Origin of the sequence: Yersinia ruckeri ATCC 29473 (genome assembly GCF_000754815.1) — a bacterium.
Taxonomy (GTDB): domain Bacteria; phylum Pseudomonadota; class Gammaproteobacteria; order Enterobacterales; family Enterobacteriaceae; genus Yersinia; species Yersinia ruckeri.
In genome coordinates, this window is record NZ_KN150748.1 from 81,753 (window position 1) to 96,053 (window position 14,301).

Sequence of the window (14,301 nt, forward strand, 5' to 3'; positions counted from 1 at the left end):
CTGAAGCTTACGGTTCAGAAACTATCCTTTATCATTTTTGTATTCTATTTTTAATGAAAATTGATTTATCGCATATGATTGGAAAATCATCTTGATGCTCGAGGATATATCTCGTCACTGTGTCACTGTCTCCGGCATTCCATTTATTGAAATGGAAGCTCTGCTTATCCAACCAACTTTTCAGTATTTCATCATCTTTCGATGCTGCAAATAGTGCCGCTATTGCTCGGCGTTCTTTGGTGTCTTCAGACTCTGCAAAACAAATCTCCTCCGAAAAGTCATGAAGTAGCGCTACTCTTCTTTCTATAGCGGTGTCTCTTTCATATATAATATCAGTTAACTCTTTTATTATTTCCACCTTTTGATCTTCATCCAATACAGTCCAAAGCATATGTGCGTTTACAGCATTTCCTACTTGTTCCAACGGTGAGGTCCGGTACCAGTTTGAAAAAGCACGAAGATCTGCTATGTGATTATATATTTTTCCATTGTTCATGTGTTCTAAAATTATTTTTATATTACTCTCAATTTTAATGAAAGATTTATGCACTGTTTCAGTGGAAATAAATATAGATTTTGTTAGCTCAATGAATTTACTGGCTAAACCACCCATTTCAGGACTTTCTATGACATCATTGACAAATACAGAACTCAGTCCTAAAAAATCTAACATTTTCAAGTTATTAACCATCCAATCCTGTCTGTTGATAATTGTTTTCATAAAGTCTAATTCAGGGGCATGTTGCTTAAGTAAGGGGTAGTGTACTTTTCCGTAACTTATTGGATTCATTCTGTTAATTTTATTTGTACTGAATAATATTTTAATGGCACTAATTACTATCGGTGCAATATCCTCACGTTTAATAGAAGACATAACAATATCGAAATTTTTAAAGTAAATAAAATAATCACTCAAAATTTTTGCAAACTCATTGTTATCTGCATATTCAATATAAGAAGGTATTTCTGTATAGGTATTGATAGCAACCATATGCGCCATCTTTTGGGCGGCAAACTCAATGGGATAATCCGCCATAATATGAATTTGGTGAGAATAATACGAAATAAGATTAGTGGTATACCACTCAGAGTTAAATACTATTTTTCTAAATGATACACAATCAGTAAGTGCTATCCCTTGATTTAATTTCTGTAAGGATTCCGACACGCTCGTTGGCAAGTTTTTCGCGGCATTATCGATGATCCTGCCTACAGCATCTGTGAATAGTCGGATATGTCTTGCTACTTCAGACATGAAAATATCACCATGCTCAGTATCTTCGAGATGGCATCTGAGCATTTCCTCAATACCTTCATCGCTTAATGTAATATCATTTATATTTAATGACTCAAAAATTGATGCGTTTCTCATGAGAGACTTTACATAAAACTCACCATGGATGTGATATTTCATTTCGTCAATGAGATTAGATCCAAAAATACTAGAGTAAATATTTGCATCCTGAAGTAGTTCATTGATTTTCTCACCAACATTATTTATATTTCCCTGAGCTTCATCTAAATCATTAATAATGAAGTTGCGTTGCCGCTTCATAAAACCACTTTGTGAAATATACTCCTCGTGCAGTAACTTTTTTATGGCCGAGCTCAACTCCCCCCGATAATTTTCTCGTGAATGATGTGCATACTGAGCATCCATTATTAGTGCCCCCTGTCGTAATTCTGGGGTTACATATTTTAATATTTCCTCAGGGAGGTCTGCTGCGATGACAAGCCAATCGGATATGGCAAAACGATCGGTGCAGCGTTGCCATGCGGTTTGGAAACCCCAGAGTGAAATTAGTTGCTGGAGTTTATCCTTATTACGAGTCGTAATGGCGTTAATCAATGGTGTATCTATTAATTCACTGCGGGCCAATGCTATTTCTGTCTGATAATGAACACTCATCAGGTATTCACTCCACCGATCAGTTTCATTGCTGAAAATCTTCGCCAGTTGTTTGACGGTTGCCTTCAGTTTGTCGTCCAACACCGGGTCTTGGCTCATCACATTATTGTTATCGGCATCACTTTCAGTTGGTACCCGGAGAAGGTTTCGGATATTCAGCCCGCCATATCTGACGGCAAGAATATACAAGGCGATTAAAATGTGACGGTAGGGTTCTCCTCCTGGCACCGTGAGCGCAAGGATGTGGATGTCATTAACCATTTTTTTCATTAGCCGCGGCGTAATTTGAGGATACTCTGCGGGCCGCCAGCGGTCTAATAGCTGTGCAGTTTCGTGACAGGAAATATCGTCAACCTCCGAAACAGTTTCCTTCCATAATACTGAGAATGCGGACTGCCATCCGGCTGAAATCAATGGAGGCACGCTGAAACTGACCGGTATTCGTTTTGCAATGAACTCTTGACCGCTGTGTCCTTCGACTGCCAGGGACTTAGCCACCTGTCTTGCTGAATACGGGACGACCACCCTGAATTGCTCATGGGTAACACCGGCGATAAGCTCCATATCACTCCAGAGTTCTTTCACTTTATCTCCGCTAATACGGTCTAAGTTATCAATGATCAAAATGAACCGACAATCCTCCGAAATAGTTTCCTTTTTGGTGAATCCTTCCAGTGCTTCAGTTAACTCAATCGTTCCTATCTCTCTGCTTACCAACCATTTTTCTGATATGGTGTCTGTACTGTTTCTTTTGAATAGATCACCGATGCTGATACATGCATCGGTGAGCGTTCCCCTTTGTTTTTGGTATTTCCTAATGCCTACAAGTATTAATAATACGAGGGCCGGAGATATTAAGCCCAAGGCCTCGATGAGTAATATCCATATACTTAGCGGTTTTAGCGGATCGATTGGGTTCAGATACTGATTTATATCAACAAGAAAATATCGGATCATCTGCACGGAAAGTAAGGTGCATAATATAAATGAAATGGTCCACCAACTAATTCTGCTATTTATTTTTTTTTCGTATTCAACAATATTTCCCAAAGCCTTATCTTTATGAATTTGTAATTCTGGATTGTTAATTCCTTTGACTTCGGACATCCCCTTATAAATTATCTCAATAAGCGATTTTTTTGTTGAGCCGTAATGGTAGCGTTCTGCATCAAATGTAATGAAATGAAAATCACCTTCTAGTTTGTCCATCAAAAACCTAATAATAGTGGATTTTCCCGTACCAAGCTCTCCCTCAAGTCCAATAATGCTTATGTCAGTACTCTTAATCACTTCTGCCATTTTTATAGCGACAGTTTCGTGGCTCTTACCTTCGAATATATCATTATCAGAGGGGGTTGCTGTTTGTAATTTTAAATTCATTATCACTCCTTGGATGAAATATAATTTTCACGGGAAATTGAAATAATAAGATATCGAGATAAGGTCACTATTAAAAGGGAGGGCTAAACACTGACTCGATATAAGCATACGCCAGTCGGGATATCTTGTCTTCTATATCATTGAGAATGAGAAACTTAGGCATTGTTTCCTCCGTTTTTTCACCCTCTTGGTTTTACCCCATTTATCCCAAATCAGCGGATCTTCGCGCTATCCCTTGGTATGACAGGGTTTGGCGTGTTTGAGTGGATGAAAAAGATCTTTTACATGCTTGGTTTTATCCTACATTCTGCGGGTAAAACCAAATGCAGGATCCGCTTTGGGCGATTTATTGTGGTGGCGACGAGACGCCGGAAAGCGGAAAATGGTCTCCTACATCCACCGATCGCGCTACGTGAAAAGTTTATGATGAGCAACGTCATTCCCCTGCAGAATTCACCAGAACGCATTTCGCGCCTGTCGATTGCGCCGGGCGTGGATTTTGCCACTGCCCTGGCGCTTCGACGTATGGCCACGGCGAACGGCAAAACCCCGTTCTATTTATTGGCCCCGGAGATCAGTGCGCTGTTACATTATATGCCCGATCAGCGGCATCATTTTCTGTTCAGCACCTTATGGAACACCGGAGCCCGTATTGGGGAAGCCTGCAGCATGCAACCGGAGTCGTTTATTCTGGACGGCCCGCGACCGTTTGTGCGCATATTGTCGGAAAAAGTACGGACCCGCCGGGGACGCCCCCCCAAGGATGAGGTTCGCCTGGTGCCACTTTCCGATCGCAGTTACGTACACCGGGTGGAAAGCTGGCTGGCCACCGCACGGCCGAAACGCCGTGAGCCGCTGTGGCGTGTGACCGATGAGACCATGCGCAATTGGTTAAAAGCGGCTATTGCGAGAGCGGCAGATGACGATGTGTATTTCTCTGTTCCGGTGACGCCACACACGTTTCGGCACTCCTTTATCATGCACATGCTCTACCACCGCCAGCCGCAAAAAGTCGTGCAGGCGTTGGTTGGCCATAAAGATACGCGTTCCATGGAGGTTTACAGCCGGGTGTTTGCGCTGGATCTGGCCGCGACACTGGACGTCCCCTTTACCGGTGATGGTATTGATGCGGCCTCTATACTGCGTGCGTTGCCCCCAATGACATGAGAACTTACAAAGGCGAGTGGCTCACAGATGCAAACAGTTGAACTGATGGACGATGACTTTGATAATTTTTATCCGGTCACTGCGGCGATAAGGGATACACAAACCGCTCGGACCAATCTACAAACAGAAACAGCGCGGCTCCTGCTTAAGGATATTTTTACACGGATCCGACAGGCAGCTGAGCGTGGTGAAGGCCTGTTAGAACGGGCATTTTCTGTCGATTGCCCGGCAGATATACAGTGTATTGGTCTGCAGTTTATTCGTGCGTGTGGTTATAAGGTTCATCCTGACGCATTTGGTGGACTCATCTTATGGGCTGATCCTTTACACCCGTCTGACAATGACTAAAGCATGAGAGTCTGTGGTAACAAGCTGCTGCAGGTTAGCAACTGTTTGCTGTCAGTATTTTCCATATTATGCCCGCTCGCGGGCGTAGCCGGGGATAAGAATTCCAGCGGGATGTCCTCTTTCACAAACAGTGCGTAGATCTCTTCCCGGTCCGTAAATGTTGTTTTCCCATACATCAGGATATGAAACAACGCGCGAGCCACCTTTGGCTCCTGTCTTGCCCTGGCGATAGACTGCCTTACATCTAGGTGGAATTCTCGTCTGAGGTTTTCGCAGGCGGTCAGGCCGTTTGTGAAATCCCCTTGCGGCTCTGCCAGAAATAGCTCCGCAAACTTGCCTTCCGGCTGTAGTGCCCCTTCACCCAGCAACACGACGGCATTGGCGGCAGCCTCTAGCATGCCCAACTGATCCTGAAGAGGCAGCATCTCAAAATGGCTGTTCGTACATAATGGATAATGACTTTTTTCCCAAATACAAAGCAGGTTTTTAGTATAGGAACGGCTGCGGACGAGCGGCATGCTCAGCTCGTCCAGCAGCGTACGTAAAAGCCGAAACCATAATCCGGCATGCACCCGGCGCCGGGGTAGGTCCACATGACCCACTGTGAGTGCCTGCCAAGTCAGACGGTCCATGACGGAAACGGCAAAACTGGCTTGCCGTAAATTGCCGGGGATCTTTACCCACCGATGAAAAAGTCCGAATTTTTCGCGATAGGACTCCAGCCAGCACCCGTGTATGGGGCAACTTAACATCAGGGGAAGTTTCCATGTCAGTAGTAATGCTCCCTCAGAGGGCCTGTCACCTAAACACTGGGGGCAAGCCCTGTGGATCGCCTCCGAGGGGATCCAGGCCTGCCATTGCGTGTGCGGCTTTACCTTTCGGTATGACGCCGACATCAACACCGACAACTGTGAGACATAGGTTTTTTGTGCTGAGGGGATATTGTCATCCATGCTGTCCAACAGCCAGGGTATCCAGCCGGATAAATGCATACCTCGAAGTTGCGCAAGCGTCAGCCCGCTTTTGTCTGATAAAGCATCGAGCAGTGAGGCTGATGGCATTGTGTCGAGTTTATCCACGGTGTTATTACCGGTACAGTGTGCCAACAGTTCGCGTCGATCCAGCCGGTAACGGTGGGCGACCCGATCAAGCCAGGACGATAAAGCCTCCCCTTCGACAGGTTCGGGGTGCAATGGCCACCGAAGTATGGGGTTCATCGCAATTCCCGTTCAAATTGCCGGCGTCGCTCTGTGGGACCGGTATAATCAGACAGACTGAGTGTCCTGTGGCTGATCGCCTCCTCGCCGCTTTCTACAGCAACGACGGCTGCCGATGTCAGAAGCTGTGACAGCTCACCGATAGTGCCTTCGCAGCGGGCAAGCAGGTAACGAGCCATATCTTGTGTAGCAATCAGGGAGCGCTGCCTCAACGGGAGTGAAGTGGCGAAGCTGGCCAGCAGAGAGCAGCAGTTATCGTCAGCTTCCCACAGGGGTAATATTACAGGGTGAAACCGGTTTTCCAGTTGATCATCCGAGCGGATAGCCAGATAGGCATCACGCGTTCCCACGCCGACGATGGGGATGCGCAGTTCATTCCCCAGGAAACGCAACAGGTTGAGAAACTCCCTTCGGTTAACGCTGTTTCCCGCCAGTATGTTATGCAATTCATCGATAATCAGTATGCGCACACCAACACGTCTGAGCAGGGATAAAGCCAGTTGCTCCATTTCTGACAGTCTTTGCCGAGGGCGTACCGGCGCGCCTATGGCGGCAAGCAATGCGAGGTAGAAGCGGCTCACAGATGGCTCAGAAGGCATTTGCACACTGATAACGGGGATCCACTCCTGGTTAGCACTGGAGGTCGCAGGATGTGTTCGGCGAAATCTCTCCACAACCATCGATTTACCGTTATTGGTGGGACCAATCAATAACAGGTTAGGCATCCGCTGTTTTTGCGGCCAAGCATAGAGGTTTTCCAACTGGCTTAGTACATCCAGCGCTAAGGGGTAACCTATCCAGCGGTCGGTGCGAATTCGCTGGATCCGTTCAACTGCTGGCAGTCTTGCTATTTCCTGCACTGCGGGTAAAAGATGGGAAAGGTCAATGAGTGGAAAGGCGTCCATAATTACCACTCCTCAATTTGATCAAACGGCAAGAACAATGAATCGACCGCCGGCAGACTATTATCGGTGTCCGTATTAGGTGGAACAAGCTGATGTGACGGAGCCCTTTGTGTTAAGTGCTGGCGGCGCTGCGTATCTCGCCGCATCTTACGCGTGGCGTGCTGCGCAGTGTCTACAATGTCCCGCATCTGGCGGATCATGTTAAACAATGTGACTTCATTCACCTGCTCACGCCCAAGTTGACGCAACTGGGTCATTGCCTGACGTTGTTCCCACAATGTTATTGTCGGATGTGCCAGTGTGCGGTAGGGGATTTCCAGGTAATAATGCCCCTCCGGTTCGAGTACCCAAATGCGGCTGATATCACGCGGGTCCCGACGCAGAATGAACGCAGCCTGAAGATGGCGACGGGCGATCCAGGGTTTCAGCGCGTCGGCATAATACTGGATATGGTCGATAACAAATCCTGTACGTGTCAGTGTTCGGCGAATAATGGGCAGAAAGTCGACCAGAAAGGCGGTAGCATTAGCCACTACAGCGGTATTTGGGGTGTGCTCCCAATTTTGGATCCAGCAGTGCTCAGGAGGCTGAAGTAGCCCTTTGTGTACGCTGCCATGGTAGGTACCAATGGCTAACGCCATCCAGCGCTCCAATTCGCGCAGCGTCAATACAGCCTGCTGTCCTGAAGGGTATTCGCCCCGCTGTCGGGGGTTTGAAAATGTGGTACCCGGTAAGTCATCGTGGACCATCTGCATTGCGGTACCAATGACTCTCTCGACAATGCCACCGTAGTGCGGTCGGGCTGGCGGGCGATAGCTGAGTTGGATCCCATGCTGTTGACATCCGCGGCGCAGTGCATCGCTTTTGAACTCTGCGGCATTATCCAGATATAACAGTACGGGTTTGCCGCGCATCACCCAGTCCATTTCCACCCCGAGGCGCTCCAGCCACGGACGCTTATCGCTGACTGCGTGCGCCAGACAAAGCCCCACAGAAACGGAGGACGGGGCTTCCAGCGTGACAACCATACCCAAAATAGCACGGGAAAAAACATCAATGGCTATCGTCAGATAAGGTCGACCGATAGGGGAACGGTCACGTTCATCAACAATAATGAGATCAATCACAGTATGATCGATTTGCACCTGTTCCAGGATATGGGTTATGACTGGTGGAGTACCGCCGGCACCCTGTAACTCGCGAGTGGCATTGATGCCTTCTCGGCGTCGGGAAACGATCACAGGATCTTGTCGGGAAATACGCAGGGCAACCGTGTTATACGCCGGTACGGGCAGTTTTTGGATTTTACACGCCATCTCGATGTCGCGGTAGCAGGCGGAAAGACTGCGTTTTTGCTTGGTCAAAAAGCGCTTTTGCAGCAGGTCATGGATAAGTCGTTCGACGTTTTCTGATAAGCGTCCCTTACCTTTGCCTCCTGACGATTGTCCCGGAGCCAAATCTGTTATCAGGCCCGTTCCTTGCCGGACATGTTGGATCAAAACATAAACTTGCCGCCGGGATAGATTGAGTTCTCTGGCGGCCTCATCCACGGCCTGATGACCGACGATGTCAAGAGCGGCCAGAGGAGCGATATGCTGCATCCTGACGCGTGCCAGCTCCCAGTCCGTCTCTGATAAGGTGAAAACGCCAGATTCGGCAATACGTGTTTTTGTGACCCCCATACCCACCCCTTATGGTCGTGCACAGGAGCATTAAGTATAGTTGTTTTTCGTGCATATGATTTCAGATCAAAAACTGTCAGCAGTCATATGCACAAAGGCTCCCGATGCCAGCAAACTGGTGCAGCCGTCCTCTGAAAATGACAATTAGGGTATACGGAGGGCAAATTGCGCTGCTTTAATTCTGTCTAAACTTGGCGGTAAAGCCTCTCAAGAAATCGCGTAGCGTCATCCTCAGACATCGTGTTGTTTCAGCATGGCCACGGCGTCCTGCCCTGGCATCGAGAACTGGACCCTGTGGCGTGCCGCCACGTCCAGCGCAAATATCCGCGTGTATACCTCGGTCGATTTCAGGCTTTTATGACCCATCAGGCTTTGCAATACTTTGAGTGGCACCCCGGCGTACAGCAGGTGCATGGCGTAGCTGTGTCGAAAGGTATGTGGGGTGACCGGTACCGAGAACGTTACCCCATCGGCGGCGGCCCGTGTTACGGCATCATTTAGCCAGGTGCGTACCGTGCGATCGGTTACTTCCCAAAGGCGGGCGGGCTCCATGCGACCGGTACGTTTATTTTTGCGCTCAAGTGGAATGCGCAGTGTGGCTACCATGCTGTTCAGTTGGTTGACGTAATGGCTGTCTGACAGGGGGGCCAGGCGGTGAGTCACGACTTTCTTGGGCGGTGCGCCGGGACCGCGTTCGGCTTTGGCCTGGCGCTGTTTGAGGGTGGCCAGTGACACGTAAGGCTGGGCGGCATTCAGGTAAAAATCCCCGCGTGTGAGTGCCAGCGCCTCGTTAATACGGGCGCCTGTATTCCACAAGGTGGCAATGAGAGTTTGCTGGTACAGGTCAGGGATATAGTGTAGCAAAGCGCCCACCTCAACGGCCAGCAGGTATTCTGGCATGTCGCCATGGGTCTGGGCCATGCGCCGTAGCGCCAGGGCAGCGGGGTAGTCGATGGCTACCGGTAACATCATTGTTGTCGGCACGGTGGTAAAGGGTTGCAGCATATTCATGTCACAATTTCTCCCTGGACGTAATGAAATTAACAGCAGATGTGGCGGGAGGATTATTTGCTGATTGTTGTTGTCGGTGTGCCATAGCAATCGCCCACTGGGTCTGACGGTTCATACGCAGGACTTGCCAGAGTGATGGCCAGGCAGAAAAACGGCCTGTGGTCATTGTGCCTGTCGGCATGCTGCACAATTTCCGTAATCGCAATGCCAGAATGATGGCTTTTAGGCCGAGTCTGGCGGACTGATCGCGGCGGACAAAAAGCCCTTCGTCTGGGTCCGTCGGATCGTTCACATTCTCAAATGTGTCGCTGACGAGCCGTTGGGAGTGCTCTATCAAGGCGGGCAGCTCACGTAAACGATAGACAAGAGAATAAGGCAGACAACGCCAGTCGCCGGTCACGCCGCTAAAATCGAGTTCAGGTCGAGGGGAACTGACATATTTAAACTCTCCATTACTGTAATAGCCCTCGTCATAAGCCGGCTGCACGCAGGCATCAGCAAATCGCTCCAGCAGGAAGATCAGCTCGGTGGCAATAAAATATCGCTCCGCCTCTCGCTTTTCCTGTACGGCCCGCTGTTCACGGACCAGAGTAAAACGGTGAGCCAGATATATCCCCATCAGCGCTATACCACCGGTGATCAGCCCGGACAACACCGGGAGCCAGACATTGATTTCAGTCGCCATTGTTTTTTGTCCTGACATTCCTTTCGAAGCCCGTTTGTCCCCAAAGTTCGCCGTCAGGGGATGTTGGCTGATTAAAGCGCCCTGCCGTGCTCTTGCGCGATCTCTTCGGCGATGTGGCAGAACTGTTCGTGCTCGGTTTCCAAGTAGTGATAGTAGATACGTGCGTCGCGTTCGCTCAGTCCGCGCGGGTTGCCGCTAAAAAAGCCCTGCAGGGTGTCGATGGCATGCCGATAGGTCGCCAAATCGTAAGCCCAGTCGGCCAGTTCACCGGCGGCGTCCAATTCCTGCTCAAAACTGGCGTACTGCCGTGCCAAGGTGTCGAGTCCAAGGCGGGTGGCGGCATGAATATTGCCCTGGCTGGGATCGGCGATGGCATTGCGGATCTTTTCAAACTGATACCCAAATCCCTCTTTACCCGTAATAGACGCAAACATCTCTTTCTCCAGTAGTCATTAACGTCAGTGAATACGCTGACAAGTCCGTGTGATTGATTATTTCATGTTTAATAAATAGCAAAATTATAATAAGTCTGAATAAAATGACTTTATTAATTATCACCAGATAAAAAGTAACCTTGTAAATAGTCATTAATGGCAATTAGTCATTGGCTTTTTATTGGCTTCCGACTTTTTCCCTATTGTCCGTTTTCGGAAGCTTATCATACCCACCGTGCAGTCAAAAGCCCCCACTATTCTGGTGTCGAGCGGCACACCATGACCACTAGACACTGTATGTAGTTTTAGTTTTGCAGTCTTTGGTACTGTATATAGTGGATGTGCAAAAAATCGCCCACCCAGGAAGAAAGATCCGGTAATTGGGGTTTTCGGATCTATAGTACGGAATTACGTGTCCTTATAACTAGATTGGTTTTATAATTTAAAATTCACACTTTTTAGTAATATAAAGTAATAGCACCCTTTTTAGTTGTTTGGTCATTAGAAAGGTGTATAAATATAAAAACCAGCGGTATCTCGGTTTTATTTAAAATATGAAACTATCCGGTGGTCTTGTTTTTTTATTTTATGTTTCATTTAAAGTCAAAGAGGTTTTTCCCATGAATGCAAATTTACCGCTCCTACGCTCTGGTCGAACGCGCGTATTTTCTAAACACGACGGTTTTCGTGAAGTTCGCTTTCCTGTCCGTACGCCCGAAGACCTGCGCGAACTTGATGCGCTGAAAGAAATGCAGCTTAACCGTTTCGTTATGGCTCTTTTTAAAGAGGCCCAAGAAGAGTACCGTTTTTCCCCTGGCGTCTTCACTGAATTGGTGAAGGCCATGTTGGAAAAAGACTCCCCAGGTTACATCACCGCCCACGGTGCTTTTGGCCACTTTAATACCCAGATGTTCGAATACGGCCTGGCCGAGGAGGTCGGCGCGGCGGTCGAGATTTATATCGCCTGCTACCCGACCAGCGCGGACTACGTCCTGAAGTCCATTCCGGCAAAGGTGCTCAACTACCTCTGTAAATATGCCAACACTTCAGACGTCATGAAGTGGACCGAGGCAAATCCGCAGTGGAAAGAAAACGTGATTGCCAGCCTGAAGGCCGGCACCTTCAGCGAGCAACTGAAGATGATGCGCATGGCGACAGGTGCAATGAGCGTAAACTTCAATTTTCTGCAGATGCTGGAAAAGCTGGTAAACAACGCTTCTGGTATCAACCCCGAAGCCATGGAACAAGCGCAGAAGATCCTGGCCAATGCCCCGAACGTGCTTTACCAGTCTCCTCGCGAGTGGAGCGAGTCCTGCAACGAGCTGCGCGGCCTAATCACCTATTTTATTCTGGTCGATTTGGAAAGTCGCTACGGGGATATGACCAACCAGATGCGCACTTACACCATTCCTTTTTACAATAAACAACGTGAAATGGCCGGCAAGTCGAATTCACAGGTGATTAGCTTCGAGCCCGGCACGCTGCTGGCGGAACACTTTGATTACGGGATCTGTATAGGTTGGCGTTACGACAGCTGGGAACAGTTCTTCTATCAACTCTGCCATGAATGCGTTCATCTGCTGGATCCCCAGTTGGCACCGAATGGTGAACTGAAAGTCAGCGCGCTGGATGAGGGCGTGGCCGTCCGCTACGCAGAGGAGATGCTGGATAAGTATCTGCCTTATATTGCTCGCTCCTTTGTTGACAGCCCCGTGATAAGTCGCAGCCCATATTACTTTGCTTGGGATGCCGCACGTAAGCTGCCTGACGAGGTGCTGAGGACGATCCGCGAGACGTTCGGTGCCTTTGCGAGAATTAACGACCGCGCCCGTTTCGCGCAACTGACATCAAAGTGGCTCAATGAAGACGAGATCACGTTGCTTTGTGCCGACTTTGAGTACCCGAAACACCGCTAAACCGCGATAAGACAATCACCGAGCCCACGTAATATGGGCTTTTTTTTTACATTTTTTTCATCTTATAAATATAAAACAAGGCCACATACATCGCCATTCTCGTCGTTTATTCGTATCCCCGACTGTTCTGCTCCCTGCATTTTCATTTCACAATTCATGCAAAAAGATGATCTGCCACTGTTGCTGCTTCCTGAGTAAAACCGGCCCGTTTCAGTTTTTCCACCGTCTGTGCGGGGTAATAAGGCCTACTGACGCTACTCGCCCAGATACCGTCTATCTCAGCCTGCCATATCGCACCCCCTATGTTGGCCGCCACATTCATCTCCTTGAGATGACACGCAAACCGATGGTCGTGCTCTTCACAGAATAAGTCTCCTCCGGAATGCTGCAGGGCGGTGATACCGGCCAGTTTCTCTGGGGTTGCCCATTGGTTAAATAGCTGGCCGGCCTGCCCCAAATCTTTTTGAGCTGAGTTGAGGAAATTCAGCTCATCAGACATCAGTTCTGGGCCAGATAACGAAGAGGCGTATATATAGTCCCGTAGCTTTTTATCCAGCACATTGCGATCCCACGCGGTCTTCCAAATATCGTTAAGTTCTATGAAATCAGCTACTGACAAGCCGGGTACTGTAACAGGTAATCCGATCATCCGTGCCGTGTCGCGGTTTTTCTGGATTATCGTAAAGGCTAAACTCAGTTCCTTTCCGCTGAGGTCATATGTTGTCGAGATCAACGTCTTTGCGGCCGTAAAGTTTGCCGTCCCCCACTGGTCCCGAGCAGGTAGCAGCTCTGCAATGGAGACAATATCGGCACGGCTAAGATGACGGGTAAATGTGCCTGTGCGGTATTCGTGCCTCAGATAGCCCATCAGGAGGCGGATTTTTTTAAAGTGTTCTTTGATGTCCTGAAATTGCTCCTGCAGAACCAATACGTTAATCAGGCTGACGTCCGTGAGATGTTTTACGGATAGGGTGTCGTAACTGTATCTAAACGTCTGCCCAGTCGGGTCGGTTTCGGCAATGCATTTTATATGTGCGTCGAGAGGCGCGGTTTCCTGACTGAAACGGCGGTCTATTACTGCCGCATTTTGCACAAAATAGTCCCACAAATTTTTGATGTCGTGTTGACCTATCACACGGTTAACTTCCGCGGTGAGTGGTCTTTTACTCACTTTTGCGAGCTGTGCTAAATCCCCTATCAGTGAATAGACCCGGGTTTCGTAGACACTTTTTTGCCTCATAATGGAGGCCTAATGAAGGAGTGTTTATGTCAGTCAAAACGTTCACTGAAGAATTCAAAATTGAAGCTGTAAAACAGATTAACGAGCAGGGATACCCTGTTTCTGAGGTTGCGGCACGACTTGGTGTTTCCACCAATAGCCTTTACGCATGGATCAAGCGTTACCAAAACCCGAACCACAGCGCAAGCAGGACGATGCCCTCCAGCACGAAGTAAAGCGCCTCAGGCAAGAACTTAAGCGGGTGACTGAAGAGCGAGATATTTTAAAAAAGGCCGCCGCGTACTTTGCAAGAACGTCAGGCTGAAGTACGCCTTCATTAAAAAATGTCGACCTTTTATGCGGTACGCCGGTTGTGTCTGGTTCTTGGCCTCCATTACAGCGGTTATTACCAGTGGCTAAAACGGCCT

The 14,301-nt window shown here is 48.4% G+C and carries 11 protein-coding genes and 1 pseudogene; 4 read left to right on the top strand and 8 right to left on the bottom strand.

All coding sequences use genetic code 11. The features are described from left to right. Positions 1 to 31: 31 nt before the first annotated feature. Positions 32 to 3,289, bottom strand: a complete 3,258-nt coding sequence (locus DJ39_RS16965; RefSeq protein WP_004722039.1) for a P-loop NTPase fold protein — start codon at positions 3,287 to 3,289, stop codon at positions 32 to 34. Positions 3,290 to 3,715: 426 nt separating this feature from the next. On the opposite strand from DJ39_RS16965, the gene DJ39_RS16970 reads away from it, so the two are divergent. Together DJ39_RS16970 and DJ39_RS16975 are read left to right on the top strand one after the other, a co-directional pair. After that, positions 3,716 to 4,456: a tyrosine-type recombinase/integrase gene (locus DJ39_RS16970; protein ID WP_038251931.1), complete on the top strand. Its 741-nt coding sequence runs from the start codon at positions 3,716 to 3,718 to the stop codon at positions 4,454 to 4,456. A gap of 27 nt (positions 4,457 to 4,483) precedes the next feature. Further along, entirely contained in the window at positions 4,484 to 4,804 is a 321-nt protein-coding gene (locus DJ39_RS16975) for a hypothetical protein (RefSeq protein ID WP_038251894.1), read from the top strand. Here the strand turns inward: DJ39_RS16975 and DJ39_RS16980 are convergent. From DJ39_RS16980 to DJ39_RS17005, 6 genes are all read right to left on the bottom strand, one after another. Then, positions 4,801 to 6,021: a TniQ family protein gene (locus DJ39_RS16980; RefSeq protein ID WP_049688202.1), complete on the bottom strand. Its 1,221-nt coding sequence runs from the start codon at positions 6,019 to 6,021 to the stop codon at positions 4,801 to 4,803. The two genes, DJ39_RS16975 and DJ39_RS16980, sit on opposite strands and share 4 nt — an antisense overlap. Further along, positions 6,018 to 6,926 (bottom strand): TniB family NTP-binding protein, encoded by a 909-nt coding sequence (locus tag DJ39_RS16985; RefSeq protein ID WP_004722030.1) that lies wholly within the window; start codon positions 6,924 to 6,926, stop codon positions 6,018 to 6,020. The genes DJ39_RS16980 and DJ39_RS16985 overlap by 4 nt, the downstream gene beginning before the upstream one ends. Positions 6,927 to 6,928: 2 nt before the next feature. Continuing rightward, on the bottom strand, positions 6,929 to 8,608 hold the full coding sequence (locus DJ39_RS16990; RefSeq protein WP_004722028.1) for a Mu transposase C-terminal domain-containing protein: 1,680 nt from the start codon (positions 8,606 to 8,608) through the stop codon (positions 6,929 to 6,931). Positions 8,609 to 8,839: 231 nt separating this feature from the next. Further along, complete coding sequence (locus DJ39_RS16995; protein WP_004722026.1) at positions 8,840 to 9,619, bottom strand: tyrosine-type recombinase/integrase; 780 nt, start codon at positions 9,617 to 9,619, stop codon at positions 8,840 to 8,842. Position 9,620: 1 nt separating this feature from the next. Beyond that, positions 9,621 to 10,322: a hypothetical protein gene (locus DJ39_RS17000; RefSeq protein ID WP_004722022.1), complete on the bottom strand. Its 702-nt coding sequence runs from the start codon at positions 10,320 to 10,322 to the stop codon at positions 9,621 to 9,623. A 53-nt stretch (positions 10,323 to 10,375) separates the two neighbouring features. Next, the gene (locus DJ39_RS17005; protein WP_004722021.1) at positions 10,376 to 10,738 is read right to left on the bottom strand and encodes a hypothetical protein; all 363 of its coding nucleotides are present in this window, start codon (positions 10,736 to 10,738) and stop codon (positions 10,376 to 10,378) included. A 554-nt stretch (positions 10,739 to 11,292) separates the two neighbouring features. Here DJ39_RS17005 and DJ39_RS17010 point away from each other — a divergent pair. Further along, positions 11,293 to 12,654, top strand: coding sequence for a hypothetical protein (locus DJ39_RS17010; RefSeq protein WP_004722020.1), 1,362 nt, complete (start codon positions 11,293 to 11,295; stop codon positions 12,652 to 12,654). 154 nt (positions 12,655 to 12,808) lie between these two features. On the opposite strand, the gene DJ39_RS17015 is transcribed toward DJ39_RS17010, so the two are convergent. Continuing rightward, positions 12,809 to 13,894 (bottom strand): hypothetical protein, encoded by a 1,086-nt coding sequence (locus tag DJ39_RS17015; RefSeq protein ID WP_038251900.1) that lies wholly within the window; start codon positions 13,892 to 13,894, stop codon positions 12,809 to 12,811. Between the two features lie 26 nt (positions 13,895 to 13,920). Between DJ39_RS17015 and DJ39_RS17020 the strand changes: the two are divergent. Beyond that, a pseudogene (locus DJ39_RS17020) lies at positions 13,921 to 14,301 on the top strand (transposase); the annotation flags it as partial.

Excerpts from the sequence above, each read along its gene's own strand:
- DJ39_RS17005 (WP_004722021.1), bottom strand. The coding sequence starts at position 10,738 with ATGTTTGCGTCTATTACGGGTAAAGAGGGATTTGGGTATCAGTTTGAA.
- DJ39_RS17000 (WP_004722022.1), bottom strand. The coding sequence starts at position 10,322 with ATGTCAGGACAAAAAACAATGGCGACTGAAATCAATGTCTGGCTCCCG.
- DJ39_RS16985 (WP_004722030.1), bottom strand. The coding sequence starts at position 6,926 with ATGGACGCCTTTCCACTCATTGACCTTTCCCATCTTTTACCCGCAGTG.
- DJ39_RS16995 (WP_004722026.1), bottom strand. The coding sequence starts at position 9,619 with ATGAATATGCTGCAACCCTTTACCACCGTGCCGACAACAATGATGTTA.
- DJ39_RS16980 (WP_049688202.1), bottom strand. The coding sequence starts at position 6,021 with ATGAACCCCATACTTCGGTGGCCATTGCACCCCGAACCTGTCGAAGGG.
- DJ39_RS16970 (WP_038251931.1), top strand. The coding sequence starts at position 3,716 with ATGAGCAACGTCATTCCCCTGCAGAATTCACCAGAACGCATTTCGCGC.
- DJ39_RS16975 (WP_038251894.1), top strand. The coding sequence starts at position 4,484 with ATGCAAACAGTTGAACTGATGGACGATGACTTTGATAATTTTTATCCG.
- DJ39_RS17010 (WP_004722020.1), top strand. The coding sequence starts at position 11,293 with ATGAAACTATCCGGTGGTCTTGTTTTTTTATTTTATGTTTCATTTAAA.
- DJ39_RS16990 (WP_004722028.1), bottom strand. The coding sequence starts at position 8,608 with ATGGGGGTCACAAAAACACGTATTGCCGAATCTGGCGTTTTCACCTTA.
- DJ39_RS16965 (WP_004722039.1), bottom strand. The coding sequence starts at position 3,289 with ATGAATTTAAAATTACAAACAGCAACCCCCTCTGATAATGATATATTC.
- DJ39_RS17015 (WP_038251900.1), bottom strand. The coding sequence starts at position 13,894 with ATGAGGCAAAAAAGTGTCTACGAAACCCGGGTCTATTCACTGATAGGG.